This is a genomic window from Sphingomonas panaciterrae, from assembly GCF_036890205.1.
Lineage (GTDB): Bacteria > Pseudomonadota > Alphaproteobacteria > Sphingomonadales > Sphingomonadaceae > Sphingomonas > Sphingomonas panaciterrae.
On the sequence record NZ_JAKNQR010000006.1, the window covers coordinates 104,915 to 131,459 of the forward strand.

The following is a 26,545-nucleotide window of genomic DNA, read 5'->3' on the forward strand; positions in this document are numbered from 1 at the left end:
CCGATCACCGCAGCGCGACGGCCTCGCGGTCAAGCTCCGCAGTCTCGGCCGCGTAGCTGGCGCAATCGCCGGCCCAATTCTGGTACACGCGGCCGTTGGCGGCCTTGTACCAACTGCGGCAGTGCGGGTCCGACCAGACGGTCGCGGACAACAATTGCGTGATCCGCTCGTTGAAGCGGCGCTGGCCATCGGGGGTGACGCCGGCCGCCTTGGCCTCTTCCGCCTCCAGTGCCGCCAGCGTCTTCAGCATGTAGCCGACCTGCTGTTCGATCATGAAGCTGATCGAATTGTGCCCCAGGTTGGTGTTCGGGCCGTACAGCATGAACATGTTGGGGAAGCCCGACACCATGATGCCGAGATAGGCCTCAGGCCCTTCCTTCCACGTTTCCTTGAGCGTCGCGCCATTCTCCCCGACCACGTCCATGGACCAGTCCCATTGCGTGGTTTCGAAGCCGGTGGCGAAGATCAGCACGTCGAGTTCGTGGAAGCCGTCCCTGGTGCGCACGCCATTGGCCTCGATCGCCTCGATCCCGGCGGTTTCCAACGTCACGTTGTCGCGCATCAGGGCGGGATAGAAATCATCGGTAATCAGGATTCGCTTGCACCCGATCGGATAGTCCGGCGTCAGCTTTGCCCGCAGTTCGGGATCGGGCACCTGCGCCTCGAGATGGTCGAGCGCGGTGCGGGTGTAGGCGGCGCGCCCCTCCGGCGTCCATTTGAACGCCTGCCAGAAATAGGTGTCGGCATTGTCGAAGATCGCCGCACGCTGCTGCGCACCGAGCTTCATGGCCATTTCGAGGTTGGTCGCCATCAGCGCCTTCACCTCGGGCGTGACGTGGCTGTCGTTGCGCGGCACCACCCAATTGGGCGTGCGCTGGAAGACGGTGAGGTGGCCGGCAATCTTGGCCACCTCCGGGATGAGCTGCACGGCGCTGGCGGCCGATCCGATCACGCCGACCCGCTTGCCCGTCAGGTCGACGCTGTCGTCCCATTCGGCGGCGTGCCATTTCGGCCCGGCGAAATCATGAACGCCGGCGATTTCAGGAAAGCAGGGGCGGCTGAGCTGCCCGAGCGCAGGGACGATCGCGTCGAAGGTTTCGCGCGCGCCCTTTTCCGTTTCGATCGTCCAGGTGCCGTCGCTCTCGTTCCAGGCCGCCTTTGTCACCCCTTCGTTGAGGCGCAATGCGTCCGCTAGGCCGAACTGGTCGACGAGGCTCTTCGTATAATCGTGGATTTCCGGACCGCGCGCGTAATTGTGGCTCCAGTTCGGATTGGGCGCGAAACTGAACTGGTAGAGAATGGCCGGTACGTCGCAGGCAACGCCCGGATAGCGATTGGCGCGCCAGGTACCGCCAACCGAGTCGGCATGTTCGAACACGGTCACGTCATGGCCTGCCTCGCGACCCTTGATGGCCGCGCACAAGCCGCCCATGCCTGCACCGATTACCGCGATCCGCTTGCTCATCCACTCTCTCCGCTCGCGGTCTTTGCCGCTCTGCGTGCACGATGCCGCGTCCTGCCGCGGGAGGGAAGAGGTTTTAAGTCGATCGCGTTAGATCTCGCCCGCCTGACCGCGCGATGCGGGCAGGCAGGCGAGCATCTATCTTAACGGCAGCGGACGTTGTCCTTGTCGATCGCCTGGCCCAGCGCTGCGCCGCCCGCACCGCCCAGGATCGCGCCCAGCACGCCCGAGCCGCCGGGCTTGATCACGGTGCCGAGCACGCCGCCGGCGATACCGCCAACGATCAGGCCGGTCGTGCCATCGTCGCGACGGCAGTAGTATCGACCATCACGGCCGGCGTAGATGCGATCGTTAGCACCCAGGCGGCGCTCACGATAGCGGCGGTCGTCGCGATAATAGCGTGCCGCATCATAATCGCCGTAGGCGGGATCGGGCCGGTTATAGTCATAGCCGCCGTAGCCGCCGCCCCAGCCGCTACGCGGACCATTGTCGTTGACACACCCAGTTACCATTACCGCCGCGCCGATGGCGGCCAACGCAACACTCCGCATCGCTTCCTCCGTTCCGTTTTGGATGAAGCGGTAATGGCTGGAGCAGGAAAATGGTTGCGCTACCGATATCGAGTTTGCGCAGCCAGGCCATTGCCGCGATGTGCCAGACTCGCGTCGGGGCGAGGCCGGGCGGCTGGGGCCTCAACGCCCCCGCCGCCCGGTATGTCACTGAATCAGCGCGCGATCCCGCCCGCCGCCAGTACGGCCAGCGTCATCAGATCGCTGGCGGTCGACGTCATGGGCGCGATCTGCACCGGCTTCTCCATCCCGATCAGCATCGGGCCGATCACGCTGTCGCCGCCCAGCTCGCGCAGCAGCTTGGCGGAGATGTGCGCCGTCTGCAGCCCCGGCATGATCAGCACGTTGGCGGGGCCGGACAGGCGCGCGAACGGGTAATTTGCCATCTGCTTGGGGTTGAGCGCGACGTCGGGCGTCATCTCGCCCTCATATTCAAATCCGACGTTGCGCTTGTCGAGCTCGGTCACGGCATCGCGGATCCGCTCCAGGAACGTGCCCTTGGGATTGCCGAAGGTCGAATAGCTGAGGAACGCGACGCGCGGCTCATGGCCCATGCGACGCGCAACTGCCGCGGTCTGCTCCGCGATGTCGGCCATCTGCTCGGCGGTGGGCCGCTCGTTCATCGTCGTGTCGGCGATGAAGACGGTGTGGCTCTGGCCGACCATCAGGTGGATGCCGAACGGCGTGCGGCCGGCCTCCGGATCGATCACGCGGCGCACTTCGCGCATCGACTGTGCCCAGGTGCGGGTGATGCCGGTGATCATCGCATCGGCATGGCCCAGCTGCAGCAGCACCGCGCCGAAGATGTTGCGATCCTGGTTGATCATCCGCTCGCAATCGCGGCGCAGATAGCCGCGGCGCTGGAGGCGGGCGTAGAGGAAGTCGACCATCTGCGGCACCAGCGGCGAGATGCGACTGTTGTGCAGCTCATATTCCTCTGGATTGCGGATGCCGAGCGCGCGCAGCCGATCAGGCACGTCGTCGCGCCCGACCAGCACCGGCGTGCCATAGCCGCCTTCCTTGAAGGCGATGGCGGCGCGCAGCACGACTTCTTCCTCGCCCTCGGCGAACAGCACGCGCTTGGGATGCGCGCGGGCGCCCTCGTACGCGAGGCTGAGGACCGAGGTGGTGGGGTTGAGCCGCGCGCGCAGGCTCTGGCGATAGCCTTCCATGTCGAGGATCGGGCGCGTCGCGACGCCCGAATCCATCGCTGCCTTCGCCACGGCGGCGGGCACGATCTCCATCAGGCGCGGGTCGAACGGCGCCGGGATGATATATTCGGGGCCGAAGACGTGCTGCACCCCGTATGCCGCCGCCACTTCCTCCGGCACCCGCTCACGCGCCAGCTCCGCAATCGCCTGCGCCGCGGCGATCTTCATCGCATCGTTGATCGCCGAGGCGCGCACGTCGAGCGCGCCGCGGAAGATGAACGGGAAGCCCAGGACATTGTTGACCTGGTTGGGATAATCCGACCGGCCGGTGGCGATGATCGCGTCCGGGCGCGCTTCCTTGGCCACTTCGGGGCGGATCTCCGGCTCCGGATTGGCCATGGCGAAGATGATCGGCGCCGGCGCCATGTCCTTCACCATCTCCGGCTTCAGCGCGCCGGCGGCGGAAAGGCCCAGGAACACGTCGGCGCCGTGCAGCGCCTCGGTCAGCGTGCGGCGGTCGGTGACGGCCGCGTGCGCCGACTGCCACTGGTTCACGTCCTCGCGGCCCTGGTAGATGACGCCGGTGCGATCGCACATGATGACATTGTCATGCTGCACGCCCATCGCCTTCATCAGCTCGGTGCAGGCGATCGCGGCCGCGCCCGCGCCGTTCACGACGATCTTGACGTCGCGCAGCGACCGCTTGGTCAGCAGGCAGGCGTTGATGAGGCCGGCGGCGGTGATGATCGCGGTGCCGTGCTGGTCATCGTGGAACACCGGAATGTTCATGCGTTCCCGAAGGGTCTGCTCGATGATGAAGCATTCGGGTGCCTTGATATCCTCAAGGTTGATGCCGCCGAACGACGGCTCGAGCAGGGCGACGCAGTTGATGAAGGCGTCGACGTCCTCGGTCGCGACCTCGAGGTCGATCGAATCCACATCGGCGAAGCGCTTGAACAGCACCGCCTTGCCTTCCATCACCGGCTTTGACGCGAGCGCGCCGAGGTTGCCCATGCCCAGGATCGCGGTGCCGTTGGAGATAACGGCGACCAGATTGCCCTTGGCAGTATAGTCGTAGGCGGTGGCGGGGTCGTCGGCGATCGCCTGCACCGGTACCGCGACGCCGGGCGAATAAGCGAGCGACAGGTCGCGCTGCGTCGCCATCGGCTTGGACGCGATGATCTCGATCTTGCCGGGGCGTCCTTCGGAGTGGAACAGCAGCGCCTCGCGCTCCGAGAACTGGATGGTGTTGCTGGTCTTGTCGGTCATTGCGCCCCCGGCCCACGGTTTCGAGCCGGACCTTTAGGGCGAAGGCGGGAGGATGAAAACCGCAGGAATGGGATCAAAGCAGCGCGGCTTCTCCGCGTTCGAGCGCGAGCAGCAATTGCTTGTTCGGCAGCCCGCCGCCGAAGCCGGTGAGCGTGCCGTTGCTGCCGATCACGCGGTGACAGGGCGTGACGATGGGGAGCGGGTTGCGCCCGTTCGCGGCGCCGACCGCGCGGGTGGCGGTGGGGCGGCCGATCGCGCGGGCGATGTCGGCGTAGCTGCGCGTCTCGCCATAGGGAATCGTCAGCAGCGCGCGCCACACGTCGCGCTGGAAATCCGTGCCGACCGGATCGAGCGGCAGATCGAAGGTGGTGCGAGTGCCGGCGAAATATTCCTCCAGCTGGCACACGGTGGCGGCGATCACGGGGTGATCCGGATCGGCCCGCCGGGGTGAATAGCGCGCCTGCATCGCCGCATTGTCATCCCACAGGATCGCGGCGAGGCCGGTGTCGCTGGCGATCAGCGTCAGATCGCCGGTGGGCGAGGGGATGGTGGCGGTCGCAAAGGTCATGGCGCGGCTCCTTCGGCGTCACCCCTAATAGCGGCACGGCGAGCGTGCGTCCCGCTGCTTGCGGCCAAAGCGCCACTCGTCAGCGGCGGCATGTCTGGCTAGACGGGGGTGATCCGGCGGGTGGCGTGACATCTGCCGACCCGCATCCGCACCTCATCCGTTTCGACACCCGGAAACCATGGCCGAACCCACCGCTCCGACGCCGATGATGGCGCAATATCTGGCGCTGAAGGAAGAAGCGGGCGATTGCCTGCTGTTCTATCGCATGGGCGATTTCTTCGAATTGTTCTTCGAGGATGCGCGGATCGCAAGCCAGGTGCTCGACATCGCGCTGACTGCGCGCGGCGAACATGCCGGCGCGAAGATCCCGATGTGCGGCGTGCCGGTCCATGCGGCGACGGCCTATCTCCAGCGGCTGATCAAGGCGGGCCATCGCGTCGCCATCGCGGAGCAGACCGAAAGCCCGGAGGAAGCGCGCAAGGCGCGTGGATCGAAGGCGCTGGTCAATCGCGCGATCATCCGCTTCGTCACCGCGGGGACGCTGACCGAGGAAGCGCTGCTGGATGCGCGCAGCGCGAACTGGTGCGTGGCGGTGGGCGAGGCGGCGGGCGGCGTCGCGATCGCGGCGGCGGATGTGTCGACCGGGCGGTTCGAGGTGATCGCCTGTTCGCCCCGGGCGCTGGGCGCGGAGCTCGCCCGGCTGGCGGCGGCGGAAGTGGTCGCGGCGGAAGGGAGCGACGCGCCGGCGACGGTGTGGCGGCCACGCGGCGAGTTCGACAGCGCGCGCGGCGAAGAACGACTGAAGCGCCTCCACGGCGTCGCGACGCTCGACGGCTTCGGCCAGTTCGACCGCGCGATGCTGGCCGCGGCGGGCGGGCTGATCGCGTACCTCGACCATAATGGGAAGGGCACGCTGCCGTTCCTGCGCGCGCCGGTGATCTGCCGCAGCGCGGAGACGATGGCGATCGACGCCGCGACACGCGAGAGCCTAGAGCTGACGTGCACCGCCGGCGGCACACGCAAGGGCAGCCTGCTCGATGCGGTGGATCGCACGGTGACCGGGGCGGGCGCACGGCTGCTCGCCGCCGATATCGGCGCGCCGCTGATGGACAAGGCGGCGATCGAGGCGCGGCTGGCGCTGGTCACGCTCTTCCACGACGATGGCGACATGCGCGCCCGCCTGCGCGAGCGGTTGCGCGCGCTGCCCGACATCGGCCGCGCGATCGGGCGGCTGGTCGCGGGACGAGGCTCCCCGCGCGATCTGGGGCAATTGCGCGATGGCCTCGACGGTGCGTGGTTGCTGGCGGAGACGCTGCAATCGATCGAGGCGCAGCTGGTCGATGGTGCGGGTGGCGACCTGCTCGCGCAATTGACGCCGCGGCTGCGCGGTCATGGCGAGCTCATCGACCTCCTCAAGCGCGCGCTGGTGCCCTCGCCGCCGATCGATGCGGCGAACGGCGGCTTCATTGCGGAGGGCTATGACGCGGCGCTCGACGATCTGCGCGACGCGGGGTCGGGCGGGCGCAAGGCGATTGCGGCGCTGGAGGCGCGCTATCGCACCGAAACCGGGATCAATGCACTCAAGATCCGGCACAACAATGTGCTGGGCTATCATGTCGAGGTGCCGGCGAAGAATGCCGAGGCGCTGATGAAGCCCGACAGCGGCTTCACCCATCGCCAGACGATGGCCGGGGCGGTGCGCTTCAACGCGCCCGAGCTTCACGAAGTGGCGAGCCGGGTGACTCAGGCCGGCGCGCACGCGGTGGCGGCGGAGGCGGCGCATCTCGAGGATCTGATCGCTGCGGCGCTGGCGCGCGCGGAGCCGATCGCGGCGACCGCGGATGCGCTGGCGCGGCTCGACGTCGCGGCCGGGCTGGCGGAGCGCGCCGCCGAAGGCGGCTGGGCGCGGCCCGCTCTGGTCGAGCATCCGTGCTTCGAGATTCTCGGCGGGCGGCATCCGGTGGTGGAGGCGGCGGTGGCCAAGGCTGGCGAGCGGTTCGTCGCCAATGATTGCACGCTGTCCGAAAGCTCGCGGCTGTGGCTGGTGACGGGGCCGAACATGGGTGGCAAGTCGACGTTCCTGCGGCAGAATGCGCTGATCGCAGTGCTGGCGCAGGCGGGAAGCTATGTGCCCGCCACCAGCGCGACGTTGGGATTGGTCGACCGGTTGTTCAGCCGCGTCGGCGCGTCGGACAATCTGGCGCGCGGGCGCTCCACGTTCATGGTCGAGATGGTCGAGACAGCGGCGATCCTGGCGCAGGCGACGCCGCAAAGCTTCGTCATCCTCGACGAAGTGGGGCGCGGCACCTCCACCTATGACGGCCTTGCCATCGCCTGGGCGGTGGTGGAGGCGATCCATGAGGACAATCGCTGCCGTTGCCTGTTCGCGACGCATTACCACGAACTGACACGGCTGGCGGAGCGGTGCGACGCGCTGTCGCTGCACCATGTGCGGGCGCGCGAGTGGAAGGGCGAACTGGTGCTGTTGCACGAACTGGCCGACGGGCCGGCGGATCGCAGCTATGGCCTTGCCGTCGCGCGGCTGGCGGGAATGCCGCCGGCGACGGTGGCACGGGCCAAGGCGGTGCTGGCGAAGCTGGAGGCGGGGCGCGCGAAGACCGGCGGGCTGGCCGCGGGGCTGGACGACCTGCCGCTGTTCGCTGCGGCGGCGGCGGCCGTGCCGGAGGAGACGGTGGACCCGCTGCGCGCGGCGTTGGAGGAGCTGGACGTCGATGCGCTGTCCCCGCGCGAGGCGCTGGACCAGCTCTATCGGCTGAAGGGGATCGTACGGGAGGCGTGAAGGCACGCGCGCCCGCTTGATCCCCTGCCACCGCGCCCCGATATGCGGGCGCGATGAAGGACACACTTACCCCCAAGGCAATCGTCGCCGCGCTCGACGCGCATATCATCGGACAGAAGGACGCGAAGCGTGCCGTTGCGGTGGCGCTGCGCAACCGCTGGCGCCGGCAGAAGCTCAGCCCCGATCTGCGCGACGAGGTGACGCCCAAGAACATCCTGATGATCGGCCCGACCGGCTGCGGCAAGACCGAGATCAGCCGCCGCCTGGCGAAGCTTGCCGATGCGCCGTTCGTGAAGGTGGAAGCGACCAAGTTCACCGAGGTCGGCTATGTCGGGCGCGACGTGGAGCAGATCGCGCGCGACCTGGTCGAGGAAGCGGTGCGGCTGGAAAAGGAACGCCGCCGCAACGCGGTGAAGGACAAGGCCGAGGAAGCGGCGATGGACCGGCTGCTCGATGCACTGGTGGGCAAGGATTCCAGCCAGGCGACGCGCGAGAGCTTCCGCCAGCGCTTCCGTGACGGCCATCTCGACCAGACCGAGATCGAGCTTGAGCTTCAGGTCGCGCCGCAGATGCCGTTCGAAATGCCGGGCGGCGGCCAGATGGGCATGATCAACCTTGGCGAAATGTTCGGCAAGCTGGGCGGCGGGCAGACCAAGCGGCGCAAGCTGCTGGTGCCGGCGGCGTGGGAAAAGCTGGTCGAGGAAGAGGCCGACAAGCGGCTTGACCAGGACGAGGTGAGCCGCGTCGCGCTGGCCGATGCCGAGGCGAACGGGATCGTCTTCCTTGACGAGATCGACAAGATCGCGGTGAGTGACGTGCGCGGCGGTTCGGTGAGCCGCGAAGGCGTTCAGCGCGACCTGCTGCCGCTCATCGAGGGCACGACCGTCTCGACCAAATATGGCCCGATGAAGACGGACCATATCCTGTTCATCGCGTCGGGCGCCTTCCATGTCGCCAAGCCGAGCGACCTATTGCCCGAGCTTCAGGGCCGCCTGCCGATCCGCGTCGAGCTGAAGGGCCTGACCGAGGATGATTTCGTCGCGATCCTCTCCGACACCAAGGCATCGCTGCCGGCGCAGTACAAGGCGCTGATCGGCACCGAGGGCGTGACCGTCGAGTTCACCGAAGACGGCATTCGCGCGGTGGCGCGGATCGCGGCCGAGGTGAATGGCGAGATCGAGAATATCGGTGCCCGCCGGCTGCAGACGGTGATGGAGAAGCTGCTGGAGGAAGTGAGCTTCGACGCCGAGGACCGCGCGGGCAGCTCGGTCACGGTGGATGCGGCTTATGTCGAGCAGCATCTCGCCGGTGTTGCGCGCAACACCGATCTCAGCCGCTTCGTGCTGTAATCGACGGGCGGGCGGCCCGCTGCGTGGCCGCCCGCTCGCCGCTCAGAGTTGCAGTTCCTGCCGCATCAGCGCGGCATAGCGTTTCGCATGATGGTCAGCCGCGCCGAACTGCTGTTCGATCGCGGTGGCGCGGCGGAAATAATGGCCCACCGCCAGCTCGTCGGTCATCCCCATGCCGCCATGAAGCTGAACCGCATTCTGGCCGACGAAGCGGACCGCGTCCGCCACGGTCGCCTTGGCCGCCGCGACCGCGCGGGCGCGTTGCTCGGCCGGTCCCTCGACATGCAGCGCGGCGAGATACGCCGCGGAGGTCGCCTGTTCGACGGCAATGAACATGTCGACCATGCGATGCTGCAGCGCCTGGAAGCTGGCGAGCGGCTGGCCGAATTGCCTGCGTTCCTTGGTGTAAGCGACGGTATCCGCCAGCAGCTTTCGCGTCAGCCCGGCGGCCTCGGCGCATAAGGCGGCAATCCCTTCATCCCGCGCCTGTTCCAGCAGCGGCAGCGCGCCCCCTTCCGCGCCGAGCAGCGCGTCCGTCGGCACCGTCACGTTGCTGAGCGTCAGGTCGGATGCGGGCAGGCCGTCGATCAGCGCATAATCATGCCGCGACAGGCCGGCGGCATCTGCGGGGACCAGGAACAAGGAGACACCGCGCACGTCGCGCGGGCCACCCGACGTCCGCGCCGTAACCAGCAGCCACTCGGCCCCCGGCGCGCCCGCGACCACCACCTTTTCGCCATTGATCGCCCAGCCGTCCGCATTCTTTTTCGCCGTCGTCGTGACCGCCTCCAGCGCCTGCCGGCTGTCAGCCTCGCCCGCGGCGAGGACCGCGCGTACGCTGCCGTCGGCCAGCTGCGGCAACAGCGCCGTCGCCCGTTCCCCGCCGGCGCGTTTCAGCAGCCCGGCGGCGATCACGGCCGTCTCGATATAGGGGACGGGCGCCAGCGCCTCGCCCAGCGCGTCGGCGATCACCATCGTCTCGACCGCGCCTCCGCCCAGGCCACCCGCCTCGACCGGCAGCGCCGCGCCGAGCACGCCGAGATCACGGCCAAGCGCCTGCCACAGCGCCCCGGCGTCGCGCGGCCGATGCGGATCGAACGCGAAGCTTTGCGCCAGATAGCGCGTGAGCGTGTCACGCAGCATCACCTGCTCGTCGCTGAGCGAAAGATCCATGGCCCTCTCCCGACTTATTCTTGGAACGCGCTATGAATTGGCGCGGGAGAGGACGCAAGGCTCAGTCGGCGGCGACGGGACCCGCCCCATTGGCGGCCGGGCGGCGGCAGAACCAGACGATGATCAGCAGCGCCGCGCTGAGCCAGGCGGAGAGGCGGAAGAGGTCGGTGGAGGCGAGGAGGTACGCTTGGCCGACCATCTGCCGCGTGATGACCGCGGCTGCCTGCGTTGCGTTCAGCCCCAGGTTCATCAGCGCCTCGCTCGCCATTTGATAGGGCGTGCCGTTGCCGATCGCTTCGGACAGGCGCCCCTGGTGCAGCGCCTCGCGGCGGTCCCACGCGGTGGTAATCATCGATGCGGCAAAGGCACCGGCGACGATGCGGGTGAAGTTGGAAAGGCCGGTGGCGGACGGCAGGCGCTCGGGCGGGATGCGATCGAGCGATATGGTCAGCATGGCGAGGAAGAAGGTCGACATTGCAACGCCCTGCACCAGCAGCGGCAGCACGAAATCCCAGAACCCGGCATAGGTGGTGTAGCCCGACCGCATCCAGTAACTGATCGCAAAGGCGACAAAGGCAACGCTGGCGAGGATCCGCGCGTCGATCTTGCCCGACAATCGCGCGCTCAACGGAGTGAGCAGCACCGCGACGATCCCGCTTGGCGCGGCGACCAGACCCGCCCACGTCGCGGTGTAGCCGAGCTGGGTCTGCAGCCACAGCGGCAGCAGCAGGATGTTGGCGAAAAACACCGCATAGCCAAGGCAGAAAGCGAGGTTGCCGATCGCGAAATTGCGGTTGGCGAACAGCGACAGGTCGACGATCGGGTTGGCGTCGGTCAGTTCCCAGATCAGCCACGCGACGAAGCCGACCCCGGCGATCACCGTCAGCGCCACGATCATCGGATCGTTGAACCAGTCGGCGTTCTTGCCGAGATCGAGCATCACCTGAAGGCAGCCGACCCACAGCACCAGCAGCACCAGCCCGATCGTGTCGATCGGGACCTTGGCGGTCGGCGTCTCGCGGTTCTTCAGGTTCGACCAGCAGATCGCGATGGTGAAGATGCCGAAGGGCACGTTGATCAGGAAGATCCAGCTCCAATGGTAATTATCGGAGATGTAGCCGCCGAGGATCGGCCCCATGATCGGCGCCACCAGCGTCGTCATCGACCAGATGCCCAGCGCAGTGGCGCGCTTTTCCGGCGGGAAGACCGAGATCAGGAGGGCCTGGCTGCCCGGCATCATCGGTCCGGAGACGGCGCCCTGCAGCACACGAAACGCGATGAGCGAGGGCAGGCTCCACGCGATGCCGCACAGGAAAGAGGCCAGCGTGAACAGCGCGAGCGACGTGCAGAAGGTGCGTACCACGCCGAAACGGCGCATCAGCCAGCCGGTGAGCGGCACCGAAATGCCATTGGCGACGGCGAAGGCGGTGACGATCCAGGTCGAATTGTCCGAGCTGACGCCGAGATTGCCCGCGATGGTGGGCAGCGATACGTTGGCGATGGTGGTGTCGAGCACCATCATGAAGGTGCCGAGCGCCAGCGCGAAGGCGACGAGGCCGAGCCGCGCACCCGACAGCGGCACCGGACCAGCGCCAGCGGGGGCCGCCGCGCTAGCCATGTGGCCGCACTTTCGTTGATCCGGGCGTGGAACGGGCGCGCGTCATCGGATCAGCGGTTCGCCGCGATGATCTCGGCGATCTTCGCCTCGACCGCCGGATCCGCCTCGCTGATGGAGCCGCGATAAGGTTGAGCAGCCGGCTGGGCCAGGCGTGGCCCGCTGGTGTCCGCAGTATCTACTGTGGCCATCACCGACAGGCCGATGCGCAACGGGTTGGCGCGAAGCTCCTTCGGGTCGAGCATGATCCGCACCGGAACGCGCTGAACGATCTTGATCCAGTTGCCGCTGGCATTCTGCGGCGGGAGGAGGGCGAAAGCGTTGCCGCTGCCGGCGGACAGACCGACGACGCGGCCGTGATACACCACCTCGTCGCCATAAGCGTCGGCGACCACCGTCGCCGGCTGGCCGATGCGCAGGTCCTTCAGCTGCGTTTCGCGGAAGTTCGCATCGACCCACAAGCGCCCGAGCGGCACGACTGCCATCAGCGGCGTACCGGCCGCGATCTGCTGGCCGAGCTGCGCCTGGCGCTGCGCGACGACCCCGTCGATCGGCGAGACGATATGCATGTGGCTGCGCACGATCGCGGCGCGGCGGTAATTGGCGATCGCGGCGAGCACTGCGGGGTTGGTCCCGACGGCCGTTCCCTGCACCGTGGCCTGCGCCTGGGTGCGGCGGCTGCGCGCCAGATTGAGCGCGGCGCTGGCGACCTTCACCTGGTCGGCGGCGTGGCTCAGTTCCTCGCCCGACACTGCGCCTTCACGCGCCGCCCCTTCGCGGCGGGCGTAATCGGCGCGCGCGGCGGCGAGCTGCGCCTCTGCCTGGACTACGGCCGCGTTCGCCTCGCCGACGCGCGAGAAGTCCGATCGCGTGCCGCGCACTGCCCGCGCCAGCTCCGCCTCGGCAGCAGCCAGGTTGACGTCGGCGGTGGTGGGATCGAGGTCGATCAGCGGCTGCCCTGCCCTTACCGCCTGGGTGTTGTCGGCATGAAGCGCCACGATCGTGCCGGGGTCGCGCGCGGTGATCGCCACCACGTCGCCCGCGACATAGGCGTCGTCGGTTTCCTCCTCGGGCTTTGCCAGCAGGAAGTGGAACACGGCCCAGATCGCGAGACCCACCAGTACGATGATCGCAAGGGCGGTCAGCAGCCGGCGGCGCAGCAGGGGGCGGCCCGCGGGCGGCGGGGCAGCGGTGTCGGTCATGGTGTCGGGGTCCGCGTGAGGAGGGTCGGTCGGGAAGGATCGAAGCCGCCGCCCAGCGCGACGGCCAGGCGCGCGCGGGCCGCCAGCGCGTCGACCGCGAGCGTCGCTTCGGCCAATTGCGCGTCGAGCAGGCGGATATCGGTGTCGATGCCACTCAGTCGGGAGTCGAGTCCGGCGCTGATGCGGATGGCGTTCAGCCGGTTGGTTTCGGCGAAGCCCCGCACCACCGCGGCCTGCGCGCGCGCTTCATTGGCCGCGGCGTCGATGGCGGCCAGCGCATCCGCGGCCTCGCGCACGGCGCGCACCACACTGGTGTTGTAATCGGCGATCGCCACGTCGACGCCGGCGGTGGCGTTGTCCAGATCGGCGCGCAATCGGCCCGAATCGAAGATCGGCAGGTGCAGCGCGCCGCCCGCGCCCAGCGTGCCCGCTTCGGGATCGAACAGATTGCCGATGCCGACTGCCTGAAGCCCGGCAAGCGCGATCAGATTGACGTTGGGGTAGAAGGCGCGCCGCGCGACCTGCCGATTGGCGGCGGCCGCATCGACCCGCGCGGCGGCGGCGGCAATGTCGGCGCGGCGCGCGATGAGGTCGGCCGGGATCGTCGCGGGCAGCGGCAGCCCGGCCGGATCGGCCAGCCGCGTCGCACCGATGCCGGCGGCATAATCCGGCCCGCGTCCGACCAGCGCCGCCAGCGCATTGACCGCCAGCACACGCGCCGCCTCCGCCCGGGTCAGCGCGACGCGCGCCTGCGCCAGCAACGTGGTGGCTGCCTGCACGTCGATCTGGCTGGCGAGGCGGTTGTCGCGGCGCACGTTGATCAGTCGCACGGCGCGTTCGCGGGTGGCGATCGTCTGTGCCGCCAGCGCGCCGACGCGCTCGGCGCGAGCAACCTCGGCATAGGTCGACACAATCGACCCGGCCAGCATCAGCCGCGCCGCCTCGGCATCCAGCGCGGTGGCTTCGAGCGCGGCACGTGCGCCCTCGATCGCTGCGCGCTGGCGTCCGAACAGGTCGAGGTTCCACGACAGGTTCGCCGTCGCATTGCCAAGGAAGCGCACGCTGCCGGCAAACGGCGGCGGGATGGTGTAACGGCCCGAAATGCGCGCTTCTTGCGCGGTCACGTCGGCAGTGAGATCGGGCCCGCGCTCGGCATCACGGCGCGCCAGCGTCGCCTGCGCCTGGCGCACCCGGGCGAGCGCGGCATCGAGCGTCGGGCTGCCGGCCAGCGCATCCGCCACAACCCGGTCGAGCTGCGGATCGCCGAACGCCGTCCACCAGGCGGGATCGATCACCGGCATCGGCGCGCTGCTCAGCCCGAGGTCGGCCGGCGCACGCTGCGTCAGCTGCGGCCGGGTATCGGGCGGCGTGCAGGCGGCGAGTCCCGTCGACAACAGCGCCAGCACGGCGAGCGACCGCGCACTGCGGCGACGACGGGCGTCAGCCAGGGTTGCCACGCTTATCCCTGACATGCGTCGCCTTCCTCCATGGTGTTCCGCAGGCGCTGCAGCATGTGCACCAGATCCTCCACCTCTCGCTCGCTCCAGTCCGCGAGAAAGCCGTTCCAGCAAGCGATCACCTTTTGCTTGGCGGAAAGCGCCGCCGCCCGGCCGGCGTCGGTCAGCGTCAGCCGCACGACTCGCCGGTCGTCGGGATCGCGCTGGCGCAGCACCCAGCCGTTCGCCTCGATCTGATCGATGATGCGCGTCATCGCGCCCTTGTCATGCGCCATCCGCCGCGCGAGCCCGGCGCAGGTATCGGCATGATTGAAGTAGAGCGACACCAGCGTCATCCACTGGGTCGCGGTCATCCCATCCTCCGCCAGCGTTCGGTCGATCGCCGCCACGCTCATCTGATGGATCACCCGCACCAGATATCCGGGCGACACATCGGGATAGAAGGACGAGTCGGTGAAGATCATATCCGTTGCTTAGGCAATGATTGTTTCGGCAGTCAATATTTGTATCGAAACGTTGCCGGCTTTCGCCCGTCGACGAGCAGCGTTAGGCTGGCGCATCTGTATGGAGTCTTCCGCCTTGCGTCTGATGATCCGTCTCACCGCGAGCGCCGCGGCGCTTGCGCTCGCCATGCCTGCTTTCGCGCAGAATGCCCCGGCCGCCCCGGCCACGGCGCGTGCTGCCTCCCTCCCCAAGGCCGCGCCGGTCGCCGATCTCGTCAAGGCGATCGACATTCCCTACGAGCAGTTCACCCTGCCCAACGGGCTGCGCGTGGTGGTGCACACCGATCGCAAGGCGCCGGTCGTCGCGGTGTCCGTCTGGTATGACGTCGGCTCCAAGCATGAGCCGAAGGGCAAGACGGGCTTCGCGCACCTGTTCGAACATCTGATGTTCAACGGCAGCGAAAATGCGCCCGGCGATTTCTTCGAGCCATTGAAGCAGGTCGGCGCGACCGATCTCAACGGCACCACCTATTTCGATCGGACCAATTATTTCGAGACGGTGCCGACCGCGGCGCTCGAACAGGCGCTGTACCTCGAAAGCGATCGCATGGGCTGGCTGACCGGCGCCATCTCGCAGGCGGTGCTCGATGAGCAGCGCGGCGTGGTGCAGAATGAAAAGCGCGAAGGCGACAACCAGCCCTATGGCCTGGTCTCGTACAAGCTGATCGAGGGCACCTTCCCGGCCGATCACCCTTATGGCCACAGCACCATCGGCTCGATGGCCGATCTCGACCGCGCGTCGCTCGATGATGTGAAGAGCTGGTTCCGCGACCATTATGGCCCCAACAATGCGGTGCTGGTGCTCGCCGGTGACATCGACGTCGCCACCGCGCGCCGGCTCGCCACCAAATATTTCGGCCCGATCAAGGCTGGTCCCAAGAGCGTCGCGCCCAATGCGCCGGTGCCGGTGCTGGCGCAGCCCAAGAGCGAGGTGATGAAGGACCGGGTCGCCGCACCGCTGATCGTCAAGAGCTGGCCCGTGCCCGGCCTCAACGATCCGGCGGCACCGGCGCTCGAGGTTGCGGCCTATGTGCTGGGCGGCCTCGCCAGTTCGCGCTTCGACAATGCGCTGGTGAAGGGCGACAAGACGGCCGTGCAGGTGAGCGCGAACTATTCCGATTTCGCGCAGGTCGGCACCTTCACCGTCCAGGCGGTGGTGCGCCCCGGCGTCGATCCGGCGGTGGTGCAGAAGCGGCTCGACGAACTGGTCGATGATTTCGTCCGCAACGGCCCGACCGCCGATGAAGTGCAGCGCACGCTGACGACCATGGTGTCGCGCCGCATCGGCGGGTTGGAATCGGTCGGTGGCTTCGGCGGCAAGGCGGTCGCGCTGGCCGAAGGCGCGCTCTATTCCAACGATCCGGGCTTCTACAAGAAACAGCTCGCCGCGCTTGCCGCGCAGACGCCCGCAACGGTCAAGGCGGCGGCGCAGCAGTGGCTGGCGCGCCCCGGCTACACGCTGACGGTCGTTCCCGGTGAGCGCGATGCCTATGATGAGGCGCAGGTGCCGCCGGCCGCGCCGCAGACCGCCGCGCCGGAGGTGGCCGCCAAGGGTACGCGCGAACCGATGCCCAAGGTGGGCGAGGTCGGCGCGCTTTCCTTCCCGACGGTGCAGCGGGCCAAGCTGCGCAACGGGATCGAGCTGGTCTATGCGCAGCGCACCGCCGTACCGGTGACTCAGATCGTCGCCAGCTTCGACGCCGGCACCGCCGCCGACGATGCGAACCGGCTGGGCACGCAGGCGACGACGCTGGCGATGATCGACGAGGGCACGCCGCGGCTGAATTCGATCCAGCTTGCAGAGGCGAAGGAGCGGCTGGGGCTCGACATCTTCACCGGTTCGTCCCCCGATCGCACCACCATCAGCTTCCGTGCGCCGAGCGCCAATCTCGCGCCGGCGGTGGACATCTGGTCCGACCTGCTGCGCGCGCCGACCTTCCCGGAAAGCGAGCTGCCGCGCGTCCGCGGGCAGGTGCTGGCGCAGATCGCGCAGGAGTTGACCGATCCCGCCGGCATTGCCCAGCGCATCGTGCCGCCGATCGCTTATGGCGCGGGCAGCCCCTATGCCAAGAACGTGGGCACGGGTGACGCCGCGGCAGTGCAGGCGCTGACGCGCAACGATCTGATCGCCTTCCAGCGCGCCTGGCTGCGGCCCGAAAAGGCCAAGATCTTCGTCGTCAGCGACCGGCCGATGGCGGAGGTGCAGCAGGTGCTGAACGCCCGCCTCGGTGACTGGCAGGGCACCGGCTTGGCGGGGACCAAGGTGTTCCGCGAGGATCGCAGCCTGCCGGCACCGCGCATCATCCTGGTCGACCGGCCGGATTCGCCGCAGTCGCGCATCACCGGCGCGCTGCGCACCAACCTGCGCGGCACGCAGGATCTGCTGCCCGTCATCACCGCCAATGACGCATTGGGCGGGGACTTCCTCGGCCGCATCAACATGGACCTGCGCGAAACGAAGCATTGGTCCTACGGCGCCTATGGCGCGTTCCAGCGCAATGCCTTTGCCGCGCCCTATCTGGTCAATGCCCCGGTGCAGGCGGACAAGACCGGCCCGGCGATTGCCTCGCTGCGGCAGGAGATCGGCGCGTTCGTCGGTGACAAGCCGCTGACCCAGGCGGAGTTCGATCGCAGCATCACCGGCGCGATTCGATCGCTTGCCGGCAATTTCGAGACCGCCGGCGATGTCCTGAGCGCGATGCAGGCCAATGACCTCTACCAGCGGCCCGACAATTATTACACGACCCTGCCGCAGGCCTATCGCGCGATGACCCGCGACGAACTGGCCGGCGCAATCCGTAGCGTCATCGATCCCGAGCGCTTCGTCTGGGTCGTGGTGGGTGATGCCAAGGTGGTCCGGCCGCAACTTGACAGCATCGGACTGCCGGTTGAGGTGATGAGTGCTGCGTCCGTGGCGGGCGCCCCACAGGAGAGAAAATGATGGCTGGAGTCGATGGCACCTACGACGTCGTGGTGAAGTCCCCGCTGGGCGACCAGAAGTCGACGCTGACCGTAAAGAGCGACGGCAACACCTTCACCGGCACCAATTCGGGCGCAATGGGCGCTGCCGATGTTTCGGGTGAGGTGAACGGCAACACGCTGACCTGGAAGCAGCAGATGACCGTGCCGATGCCGATGACGCTCGACATGAACGTGACGATCGATGGCGACACCGTTTCGGGCACCGTCGGCGCCGGCGCGTTCGGCAGCTTCCCGCTGACCGGCACCCGCACCGCCTGAACCAGGCGCGCGCCGCCCCGATCGATCGGTCGGGGTGGTGCGATTGGCGCCCATGGGCGTTAGGCGTCGTCCTGACGCGAAAAGTCCCCCGTGCGCACCGCGCCGTCACGCTCATAAACGGCCATGATCACCCCGGTGCCGCTCACCCGGTGATCCACCAGCCGCAGCCCCGCTGGCGCCCCGCCGGTCAATGCACGCCGCCCGGTCCCCAGGATGATCGGCACGATGGTCAGGAACAGCCGGTCGATCAGCCCCGCCCCCAGCAGCGCGGGGTAAAGCTGGCCGCTGCCCTGGATCAGCAGATCGGGCCCGTCCGCTTCCCGCAAGCGCGCGACCGCCACGGCCGGATCGCCGACCAGCGCCTGTGATCCCTCCCAGCCGAGCGTCCCGGGCGTCGACGTCACGACATATTTGGTGATCCGGGCGAACCGCTCGCCGACCGGATTGTCCCGGTGGCGCGGCCAGTAATCGGCGAAGATGTCATAGGTGCGCCGGCCGAGCAGCAGGTCGTATTCGGCTCCCATGATATGCTCGCCGATGAAACCGTCGGTGACGTCATCGTCATAGCCCGCCATCCACCCGCCATGGGCAAAGCCGCCGCTCGGGTCCTCCTCGGGCCCGCCGGGTGCCTGGATCACCCCGTCGATCGAGAGGAATAGGCCGCCGATGATCCTACGCATCGATCGCCGTACCCCGCCGTGCCCGTTCGATCGCTGCGATGTCGATCCGGCGCATCGTCATCATCGCCTCCATCGCGCGTTTCGCGGCGGCGCGGTCGGGATCAGCCATCGCCTCCATCAGCGCGCGGGGCGTGATCTGCCACGAAAAGCCCCAGCGATCCTTGCACCAGCCGCAATCGCTTTCCTGCCCGCCGCTGCCGACGATCGCATCCCAATAGCGATCGGTCTCCTCCTGCGTCTCGGTCATCACCATGAAGCTCACCGCCTCATTGGGGGAGAAGGCCGGGCCGCCGTTGAGGCCGAGGAACCGGCGCCCGAGCAACGTGAACTCGACCGTCAGCTCGCCCCCCGCAGCCATCGAGGGATTGTCCGCGGGCGACGTCTGGATGCTGTCGACATGGCTGTCGGGAAAGGTCGCGGCATAGAATTGCGCGGCGGCACGGGCCTCTCCCCGGTCGAACCAGAGGCAGGTGACCATCTTGTCGTGGCTCATGATGCGTCTCCGGGCGATGCGATGCCGAACGATGCGCCGTGTGGATCGCTGGCGACGATCACCCGGTCGCCGCCGGGTACCTCCATCGGCCCGGCGTGGACGGTGCCGCCCCCCGCCGTCACGGCAGCGGCTGCCTTCTCTATGTCGGGCGCGCGAAAGTAGAACAGCCAGCCCGGCGTCGGCTGATGCTGGTTGACCTGCATCGTCGCGCCGAATGTCTCCTCGCCCACGGCGGCAAAGACATAATCGCCCATGCCCTCGGGCATCGGCATCTTCCCCGGGAAGGTCCAGCCGAAGATGTCGGCATAGAAGGCGTTGGCCGCCGCCTGATCGTTGGTGACCAGTTCGTGCCAGTTGCACTTGCCCATGCCGGTCCGCTCCCACGCCGTGCTGGGCGCGTCGACCGCGCCGCGCATGACGTAGAAGGTGTTGCCCTGCGGATCGGCGACCATCGCCAGCCGGCCCACACCGGGCATGTCGAACGCGGGCAGGTGGATACTGCCGCCCGCCGCGGTGATCCGCGCCACTGTCGCATCGACATCGTCGACCCCGATGTAGAACAGCCATGTCGGCCGCGCGCCGCCCGCCACCATCGCCGGATCGAGCGACATCATCCCGCCGACATTGCTGCCGTCCGCCGTCACGAGCATCCGGTAATCCGGTCCCTCCGACGGCTTCGGCCCGATCGTCCACCCGATCGCCTGCCGATAGAACTCGCCCGAAGCGTCAGGATCGGTGGTCAGCAATTCGTACCAGATCGGCGTTCCATGCCCGTTGCGCATCGCCTTCCTCCCGCTCGCTCAGCCATCGACGGCGGGTACGAAGCCGCCGAACATCATGCGCTTGCCGTCGAACGGCCGGTCGCCGCCGCCCGACAGCCGCTCATCGTTCATCAGCGCTTCCCAGCCGCGATCGCGCACCGCCTTTGATGGCCATTCGATCCAGCCGAAGGCGACGGTTTCGCCATCCTGCACCCGCGCCGCGCGGCGGAAATCGGTGACCTTGCCGACCGGCACGTCGTCGCCGAAGCCATCGACCACGCGAGTGGCGCCATGATCGAGGAAGGCGGCGGCGGATGTTTCGGCAAAGCGCCGATAATCGTCGCGCCGCGTCACCGTGACCGGCAGGACGACGCCATCGACATAGCCGCAATCACCACCAGGCCCCGCCTCGCTGATGACCTCGAACCCGCCAAAGATCATGCGCTGGCCGTCGAAGGGCATTGGTCCCAGCTTCTCCATCCGCGGATCGCTCATCATCTGCTGCCCCGCGGCGTCGCGGCTCGCCTTGTCGGGATATTCGATCCAGCTGAACAGGACGGTCTCGCCGTCGCGCGCATCGACCGCGCCCCACAGGTCGTTGACCTCGCCACGCGGCACGTCATCGCCCCACCCCTCGACGTTGCGCGTCGCGCCGAACTCGCGCAGCAGCATCCGCGCTGCCTCGGCATGGGCGATGTAGCGATCCTTGTTGGCGGTCGGCGCGACCACCACGAAGCCATCGACATAGGTCATGCCGCCGCTCCTTCCCGCGCCGCGAGCCATTCGGCGATTTCCGGCGGCGGCGCGCCGGTGAAGCCGGCAAGCTGGTCGGCCAGCGCGCGCTGGAACGCCGGCCGGTCGGTCCCCCGCGCGACATAGGCGCGCAGATTGTTGTACCGATCGAGGTAGCCGTCATCCTCCAGGATGCGCACCACCGACACCATCAGCAGGTCGCCCGCGGTGAACACATCGTCCTCCAGCCAGGTGCGATTGCCCAGGCGGCGCGACAGTTCCCCCAGTCGCTCGTGGATTCGCGCCTCGACCGAGGGCAGCCGTGGGCGCGACCATGGCTGGTCTGCCTCGAACAGGGTGGCGATGGCATGATCCATGATCGGCGGCTCGACGGTGTTGAGCGCGGCGAACATCCATTCGATCGCCCGTGCCCGCGCGCCCGGCTCCTGCGGCAGCAACGTGCCGTGGCGCTGGGCGATATGCAGCACGATCGCGCCCGATTCGAACAGCACCAGATCGCCTTCCTCATAGGTCGGCACCTGCCCGAACGGCTGGCGCTGGCGATGCTCCGGATGCTTCTGGCTGCCCTGCGACAGATAGGTGACGTCATAGGGCTGTCCCACTTCCTCCAGCGCCCAGCGAACCCGCAGGTCGCGCACCTGCCCCTCGGCAAAGGGCGGCACCCAATCGAACGCGGTAATCCTTGGCCGTTCCATCCTCTCGCTCCTCGTCCTTCTGTGTCGTGGCGTGTCCGGGCGGGCGCGGCGGTTCAGGGGCGCGCGCTCATTCTTCCCGGTGCTCTTCAGGCGGCCGTCGTGTCCGGCTGCCCCATCGCCTCTTGCGCGGCGGCCATGTTCATGAACATCGGCTCCCACACATGGCCGTCGGGGTCCTCGAACGCGCGCCCGTACATATAGCCCATGTCCTGCCGCTCGCGCGTCTCCCGCCCACCGGCGGTCAGCGCGGCCTCGGTGATGGCGTCCACCTCTTCCCGGCTGTCCTGCGAGATGGCGAGGAGCACGCCCGAGGTCGTATGCGCGTCGATCAGCGTCTTGTCGGTGAAGGTCGCGTAAAAGGCACGATCGAGCAGCATCACGTTGATCTCGTCGGACCACACCATCGCTGATGCCTGTTCGTTGGAGAACATCGGGTTCCGGCGAAACCCCAGCGCTTCGTAGAAGGCGGCGGCGCGCGCCACATCGCTCACCGGCAGATTGACGAAGATCATTCTCGCCATCGCACCTCTCCCTTGCGACTCGTTGCTTGTGGTTTGTGCGCCTGGTAGTTATTAAAAGCAACAATGAAGTCAGAAAAAGTAACTGCGGAGTTTCTGGGCCGGCGCCGATGGTATGATGACGCCTGCGGCACGGCGCTGGCGATGGAACTGGTCGGCGAGCGCTGGTCGATGCTGATCGTGCGCGAATTGATGTTCGGCGCGCGCCGCTTCGGCGAGTTGAAGGCGTCGCTGCCCGGGATCAGCGCCAATGTCCTGACCCAGCGGCTGGAGGGGCTGGAGGCCGCACGCATCCTGAAACGGCACCGGCTGCCGCCGCCCGCCAGCGTGCAGGTCTATGAACTCACCGCCTGGGGCTATGAGGCGGAAGGCGCGATCAAGGCATTGGGCGCCTGGGCCGCGCGATCGCCCGATCATGATCCGATGCTGCCGTTATCCTCGGCATCGATGATGCTGTCGCTTCGCACCATGATCGATCCGGTTAAGGCCAAAGCGTGCCCGGATTGCACCGTCGCCTTCACCTTCGGGGCCGAATCATTCCTCGCCCGGCTGGTCGACGGCGACTTGCCGATCGTCCGCGGGGCCGGGGAGGCCGATGTGCATTTCACCACCAATGCGCGGATCATGGCCAACATCGTCTATGGCAAATGGCCGATCGAGGAGGCGGAGGCGGCCGGAGAATTGGTGTTCGCCGGCAACCGTGCGCTCGCCCGTCAGTTCATCGATCTCTTCCATCTGCCGGCAAAGGCAAAGGTTGAATAACCACCGGCGACGGGCCTAAGGCAGTCGTGTTAATTCCGAGGCGCGCATGACCGATATCCCGAACACGCTTCCCGACAGCCGCGAAACGACGATCCTCGACGCGCCCGACAAGATGGTCAGCGTGCGTGAGATGTTCGGGATCGACAGTGACATGCAATGCCCCGCCTTCAGCGAGGCGGATGAGCGGGTGCCCGATCTCGACCCCGCTTATGTGTTCGATCCGGACACGACGCTCGCGGTGCTGGCCGGCTTCGCGCACAATCGCCGCGTGATGGTGCAGGGCTATCACGGCACCGGCAAATCGACGCACATCGAACAGGTGGCGGCGCGGCTGAAATGGCCGTGCATCCGTATCAACCTCGACGCGCATATCAGCCGTATCGACCTCATCGGCCGCGACGCGATCGTGCTGAAGGATGGTCAGCAGATCACCGAGTTCCGCGAAGGGCTGCTGCCCTGGGCGCTGCAGACGCCGACCGCGCTGGTCTTCGACGAATATGACGCCGGCCGCCCGGACGTGATGTTCGTGATTCAGCGCGTGCTGGAGACGGAGGGCAAGCTGACGCTGCTCGACCAGAATCGCGTGATCCGCCCCAACCCCTATTTCCGCCTGTTCGCGACCGCCAATACGGTGGGCCTCGGCGACACCAGCGGGCTGTATCACGGCACGCAGCAGATCAACCAGGGTCAGATGGACCGCTGGAACATCGTCGTCACGCTGAACTACCTGCCGGCCGCGACCGAGGCGAACATCGTGCTCGCCAAGTCGGGCGAATATGACAAGCCGGAGGGCAAGAAGCAGGTCGAGGACATGATCCGCGTCGCGGACCTGACCCGCAAGGGCTTCATCAACGGCGATATTTCCACCGTGATGAGCCCGCGTACGGTGATCACCTGGGCGCAGAACACGCTGATCTTCAAGGACGTGGGCTTCGCCTTCCGCCTGTCGTTCCTCAACAAGTGCGACGAGGCGGAACGGCCGCTGGTCGCCGAATATTACCAGCGCGTGTTCGGCAAGGACCTGCCCGAAAGCGTGGTGGGCAAGGCTTGATGCCGCGGAGGGCCTGACCCACCTTGTCGACCGGGGAGACATGGCTGGCGACGCCTGCGCCCACCGTCCTTCCGGCGTGTCGCCCTGATCACCGGGGCGTACGCCGGGCCGGGCTCTCCCATGTACGTCGCGACGCCGGCATGGCGCGCAAGGAATACAGCTGATGGCCACCGAAACCCCGCTCGATCGGTTCAAGAACGTCCTCGGCGGCGCGTCGCGCGCCTTGTCGGAGGAGCAGGAGCTTGAACTCGCCTTCACCGCCGATGCGCCGACCCAGTCGGGCAAGCATCTGAAGGTGCCGATGCCGGCGCGCAGCCTGCCGGCCGACCAGGTGGCGGAAGCGCGCGGCTTCGCCGACGGTTTCGCGCTGCGGCTGAAGCACCATGATCCGGCGATGCATGCGCGCGGCGCCCCGCAGGAGGCGATTGCGCGCGCCGTGTTCGACGCGGTGGAGGGCGCCCGGGTCGAGGCGCTCGGCAGCCGCGGCTATGCCGGCATCACCAACAATCTGGCGCAGGCGCTCGACGTTCGCCTGCGCGCCGATCCCATCACCCGCGCACGCAACCGTGACGAGGTGCCGCTGTCCACCGCGCTCGGCCTGATGGTGCGTGAGGCACTGACCGGGCAGGAATCGCCGGCGAGCGCCGCCGCGGGCCTCGCGCTGGTGCGCGACTGGATCAACGAGCGGGCCGATCTCAGCGGCATGGCGCTGGCGCTCGACGATCAGCGCGCCTTCCAGAGCCTGGCGATGAAGCTGCTCGAAGATCTCGAACTGGTCGAGGGTGACCGGGCGCCAGAGGATGCCGATGACGGCGGCAACGAGGACGAGGGCACCGACAGCGAGCAGCAGGACGAGGGCGAGGAAGGCGAAAGCCAGGACGGCGAGGGTCAGGCCGAATCCGAGCAGCGCGGCGAGCAGCGCGAATCGGAGGATACCGAGGGCGAGGGGCAGGAGCAGGGCGAGGACAATCTCGACGACCTCGATGGCGATCCGACCGATGACGGGGAGGAGGGGATGCAGCCCGTCCGCCCGAACCGGCCCACCACCGATTGGTCGCCCGACTTCGACTATAAGATCTGGACCACACAGTTCGACGAGGTGATCGCCGCCACCGAATTGTGCGACACGGACGAACTGGCGCGGCTGCGCGGCTATCTCGACCAGCAGCTCGTGCCGCTTCAGGCTGTGGTATCGCGGCTCGCCAACCGGCTGCAGCGGCGGCTGATGGCGCAGCAGAGCCGGTCGTGGGATTTCGACCAGGAAGAAGGGCTGCTCGACGCCGCCCGTCTCGCCCGGGTCGTCATCAACCCGATGCAGTCGTTGTCGTACAAGGTGGAAAAGGACACCGAGTTCAAGGACACGGTGGTCACGCTGCTGATCGACAATTCCGGCTCTATGCGCGGCCGCCCGATCTCGATCGCGGCGATCAGTGCCGACATCCTCGCGCGCACGCTGGAGCGGTGCGGGGTCAAGACCGAGATCCTCGGCTTCACCACCCGCGCGTGGAAGGGCGGGCAGAGCCGCGAGACATGGCTTGCGGCGGGCCGTCCGCCGCAGCCCGGCCGCCTCAACGACGTCCGCCACATCGTCTACAAACAGGCCGACGAGCCGTGGCGCCGCGCGCGCAATTCGCTCGGCCTGATGATGCGCGAAGGGTTGCTGAAGGAGAATATCGACGGCGAGGCGCTGCTGTGGGCGCACGGCCGCCTGATCGCCCGGCCCGAGGAACGCCGAATCCTGATGGTGATCTCGGACGGCGCGCCGGTCGACGATTCAACGCTGTCAGTGAACAGCGGATCGTATCTCGAGCGTCATCTGCGGCAGGTCATCGACTGGATCGAGCGCCGCTCACCGGTGGAGCTGATCGCGATCGGCATCGGCCACGACGTAACGCGCTATTACAATCGCGCAGTGACGATCATGGATGCCGAGCAGCTCGGCGGCACGATCATCGAACAACTCGCGGCATTGTTCGACGCTGAATAAGCAGCGCGTGGCAAGCGCCTTTCAGTAAACAGCCGCGGCCTTAATGTCCGTAACGCTTGATCCCGCGGCGCCGCAGCTTCTCCCGCTTTCGGCGCCGGACTAACGCGATGATGACCGGAGTCGCAACGAGCGCGACCGTTCCGATCAAGCCGTAGGCAATCATCTCCCGACTGACATCAATCACGTTTGCAGAATCCGGAATGGCTAAAGGGCTGAGATTGAACAAATCCTCTGCCAGCGCGGCGGGACAAAGAACAGCCCAAAAACGGCGCCGTTTCGGAGGGAAAACGAAACTAGCCGTCAATTGTTCCGAACCGGGATCATCTAATGGCAGTTGGGCGCGCTGATGTTGATCGTGATCAATGTCGGTTGATCTTCATCAGCGGTTGACCGTGCAATCTGATCAGCGCGCAGATCGCACCGCGACGGTGGCGACGGTTGATGCGCTGGAACACACTGCGTACAGAACCCGTCCCGGGCAGCGGAA

The 26,545-nt window shown here is 67.5% G+C and carries 22 protein-coding genes; 7 read left to right on the forward strand and 15 right to left on the reverse strand.

Annotated features, from left to right (window positions below; genetic code table 11):
- Window positions 1–4: 4 nt before the first annotated feature.
- The 4 genes from L8F96_RS14335 to L8F96_RS14350 all read right to left on the reverse strand — a co-directional run bounded on the left by L8F96_RS14335 (window position 5) and on the right by L8F96_RS14350 (window position 5,019).
- Window positions 5–1,465, reverse strand: a complete 1,461-nt coding sequence (locus L8F96_RS14335; protein WP_046409537.1) for a flavin-containing monooxygenase — start codon at window positions 1,463–1,465, stop codon at window positions 5–7.
- Between the two features lie 140 nt (window positions 1,466–1,605).
- Entirely contained in the window at window positions 1,606–2,013 is a 408-nt protein-coding gene (locus L8F96_RS14340; protein ID WP_046409539.1) for a hypothetical protein, read from the reverse strand.
- Between the two features lie 173 nt (window positions 2,014–2,186).
- Window positions 2,187–4,451: an NADP-dependent malic enzyme gene (locus tag L8F96_RS14345; protein WP_046409540.1), complete on the reverse strand. Its 2,265-nt coding sequence runs from the start codon at window positions 4,449–4,451 to the stop codon at window positions 2,187–2,189.
- 73 nt (window positions 4,452–4,524) lie between these two features.
- Window positions 4,525–5,019 (reverse strand): methylated-DNA--[protein]-cysteine S-methyltransferase, encoded by a 495-nt coding sequence (locus L8F96_RS14350; RefSeq protein WP_145117615.1) that lies wholly within the window; start codon window positions 5,017–5,019, stop codon window positions 4,525–4,527.
- A gap of 205 nt (window positions 5,020–5,224) precedes the next feature.
- On the opposite strand from L8F96_RS14350, the gene mutS reads away from it, so the two are divergent.
- Together mutS and hslU are read left to right on the forward strand one after the other, a co-directional pair.
- Complete coding sequence (mutS, locus tag L8F96_RS14355; RefSeq protein WP_334656383.1) at window positions 5,225–7,819, forward strand: DNA mismatch repair protein MutS; 2,595 nt, start codon at window positions 5,225–5,227, stop codon at window positions 7,817–7,819.
- Window positions 7,820–7,872: 53 nt separating this feature from the next.
- Window positions 7,873–9,168, forward strand: a complete 1,296-nt coding sequence (hslU, locus tag L8F96_RS14360) for an ATP-dependent protease ATPase subunit HslU (protein ID WP_046409542.1) — start codon at window positions 7,873–7,875, stop codon at window positions 9,166–9,168.
- Between the two features lie 42 nt (window positions 9,169–9,210).
- Here the strand turns inward: hslU and L8F96_RS14365 are convergent, their stop codons facing one another.
- The 5 genes from L8F96_RS14365 to L8F96_RS14385 form a co-directional block, all read right to left on the reverse strand.
- Complete coding sequence (locus L8F96_RS14365; protein WP_334656356.1) at window positions 9,211–10,341, reverse strand: acyl-CoA dehydrogenase family protein; 1,131 nt, start codon at window positions 10,339–10,341, stop codon at window positions 9,211–9,213.
- A 61-nt stretch (window positions 10,342–10,402) separates the two neighbouring features.
- Window positions 10,403–11,959, reverse strand: a complete 1,557-nt coding sequence (locus L8F96_RS14370; protein ID WP_046409544.1) for a DHA2 family efflux MFS transporter permease subunit — start codon at window positions 11,957–11,959, stop codon at window positions 10,403–10,405.
- Window positions 11,960–12,009: 50 nt separating this feature from the next.
- Window positions 12,010–13,158 (reverse strand): HlyD/EmrA/EmrK family protein, encoded by a 1,149-nt coding sequence (locus L8F96_RS14375; protein ID WP_136450882.1) that lies wholly within the window; start codon window positions 13,156–13,158, stop codon window positions 12,010–12,012.
- Window positions 13,155–14,615, reverse strand: a complete 1,461-nt coding sequence (locus L8F96_RS14380; protein WP_231621952.1) for an efflux transporter outer membrane subunit — start codon at window positions 14,613–14,615, stop codon at window positions 13,155–13,157. Before L8F96_RS14380 ends, L8F96_RS14375 begins: the two co-directional genes overlap by 4 nt.
- Before the next feature lie 2 nt (window positions 14,616–14,617).
- Entirely contained in the window at window positions 14,618–15,079 is a 462-nt protein-coding gene (locus L8F96_RS14385) for a MarR family winged helix-turn-helix transcriptional regulator (protein ID WP_046409547.1), read from the reverse strand.
- A gap of 100 nt (window positions 15,080–15,179) precedes the next feature.
- Here L8F96_RS14385 and L8F96_RS14390 point away from each other — a divergent pair, with 100 nt between their 5' ends.
- Both L8F96_RS14390 and L8F96_RS14395 read left to right on the forward strand, forming a co-directional pair.
- Window positions 15,180–18,059, forward strand: coding sequence for a M16 family metallopeptidase (locus L8F96_RS14390; RefSeq protein WP_334656357.1), 2,880 nt, complete (start codon window positions 15,180–15,182; stop codon window positions 18,057–18,059).
- Window positions 18,059–18,358 (forward strand): hypothetical protein, encoded by a 300-nt coding sequence (locus L8F96_RS14395; RefSeq protein ID WP_046409550.1) that lies wholly within the window; start codon window positions 18,059–18,061, stop codon window positions 18,356–18,358. Before L8F96_RS14390 ends, L8F96_RS14395 begins: the two co-directional genes overlap by 1 nt.
- A 59-nt stretch (window positions 18,359–18,417) precedes the next feature.
- On the opposite strand, the gene L8F96_RS14400 is transcribed toward L8F96_RS14395, so the two are convergent.
- From L8F96_RS14400 to L8F96_RS14425, 6 genes are all read right to left on the reverse strand, one after another.
- The gene (locus L8F96_RS14400) at window positions 18,418–19,038 is read right to left on the reverse strand and encodes a dihydrofolate reductase family protein (protein ID WP_334656359.1); all 621 of its coding nucleotides are present in this window, start codon (window positions 19,036–19,038) and stop codon (window positions 18,418–18,420) included.
- Complete coding sequence (locus L8F96_RS14405) at window positions 19,031–19,531, reverse strand: VOC family protein (RefSeq protein ID WP_136450879.1); 501 nt, start codon at window positions 19,529–19,531, stop codon at window positions 19,031–19,033. The genes L8F96_RS14400 and L8F96_RS14405 overlap by 8 nt, the downstream gene beginning before the upstream one ends.
- Window positions 19,528–20,313, reverse strand: a complete 786-nt coding sequence (locus tag L8F96_RS14410) for a VOC family protein (protein ID WP_296218863.1) — start codon at window positions 20,311–20,313, stop codon at window positions 19,528–19,530. Before L8F96_RS14410 ends, L8F96_RS14405 begins: the two co-directional genes overlap by 4 nt.
- An 18-nt stretch (window positions 20,314–20,331) precedes the next feature.
- The gene (locus L8F96_RS18660) at window positions 20,332–21,045 is read right to left on the reverse strand and encodes a DUF1428 domain-containing protein (RefSeq protein ID WP_334656361.1); all 714 of its coding nucleotides are present in this window, start codon (window positions 21,043–21,045) and stop codon (window positions 20,332–20,334) included.
- Window positions 21,042–21,740: a glutathione S-transferase family protein gene (locus L8F96_RS14420; RefSeq protein WP_334656362.1), complete on the reverse strand. Its 699-nt coding sequence runs from the start codon at window positions 21,738–21,740 to the stop codon at window positions 21,042–21,044. Before L8F96_RS14420 ends, L8F96_RS18660 begins: the two co-directional genes overlap by 4 nt.
- 86 nt (window positions 21,741–21,826) lie before the next feature.
- A complete protein-coding gene (locus tag L8F96_RS14425) occupies window positions 21,827–22,261 on the reverse strand; it encodes a VOC family protein (protein WP_334656363.1) in 435 nt (144 codons plus the stop codon).
- A 63-nt stretch (window positions 22,262–22,324) separates the two neighbouring features.
- Between L8F96_RS14425 and L8F96_RS14430 the strand changes: the two genes are divergently transcribed.
- The 3 genes from L8F96_RS14430 to cobT all read left to right on the forward strand — a co-directional run bounded on the left by L8F96_RS14430 (window position 22,325) and on the right by cobT (window position 26,058).
- Entirely contained in the window at window positions 22,325–23,020 is a 696-nt protein-coding gene (locus L8F96_RS14430) for a helix-turn-helix domain-containing protein (RefSeq protein WP_334656364.1), read from the forward strand.
- A 46-nt stretch (window positions 23,021–23,066) separates the two neighbouring features.
- Complete coding sequence (gene cobS, locus L8F96_RS14435; RefSeq protein WP_046409563.1) at window positions 23,067–24,071, forward strand: cobaltochelatase subunit CobS; 1,005 nt, start codon at window positions 23,067–23,069, stop codon at window positions 24,069–24,071.
- A 163-nt stretch (window positions 24,072–24,234) separates the two neighbouring features.
- On the forward strand, window positions 24,235–26,058 hold the full coding sequence (gene cobT, locus L8F96_RS14440; protein WP_136450873.1) for a cobaltochelatase subunit CobT: 1,824 nt from the start codon (window positions 24,235–24,237) through the stop codon (window positions 26,056–26,058).
- Window positions 26,059–26,545: the final 487 nt, after the last annotated feature.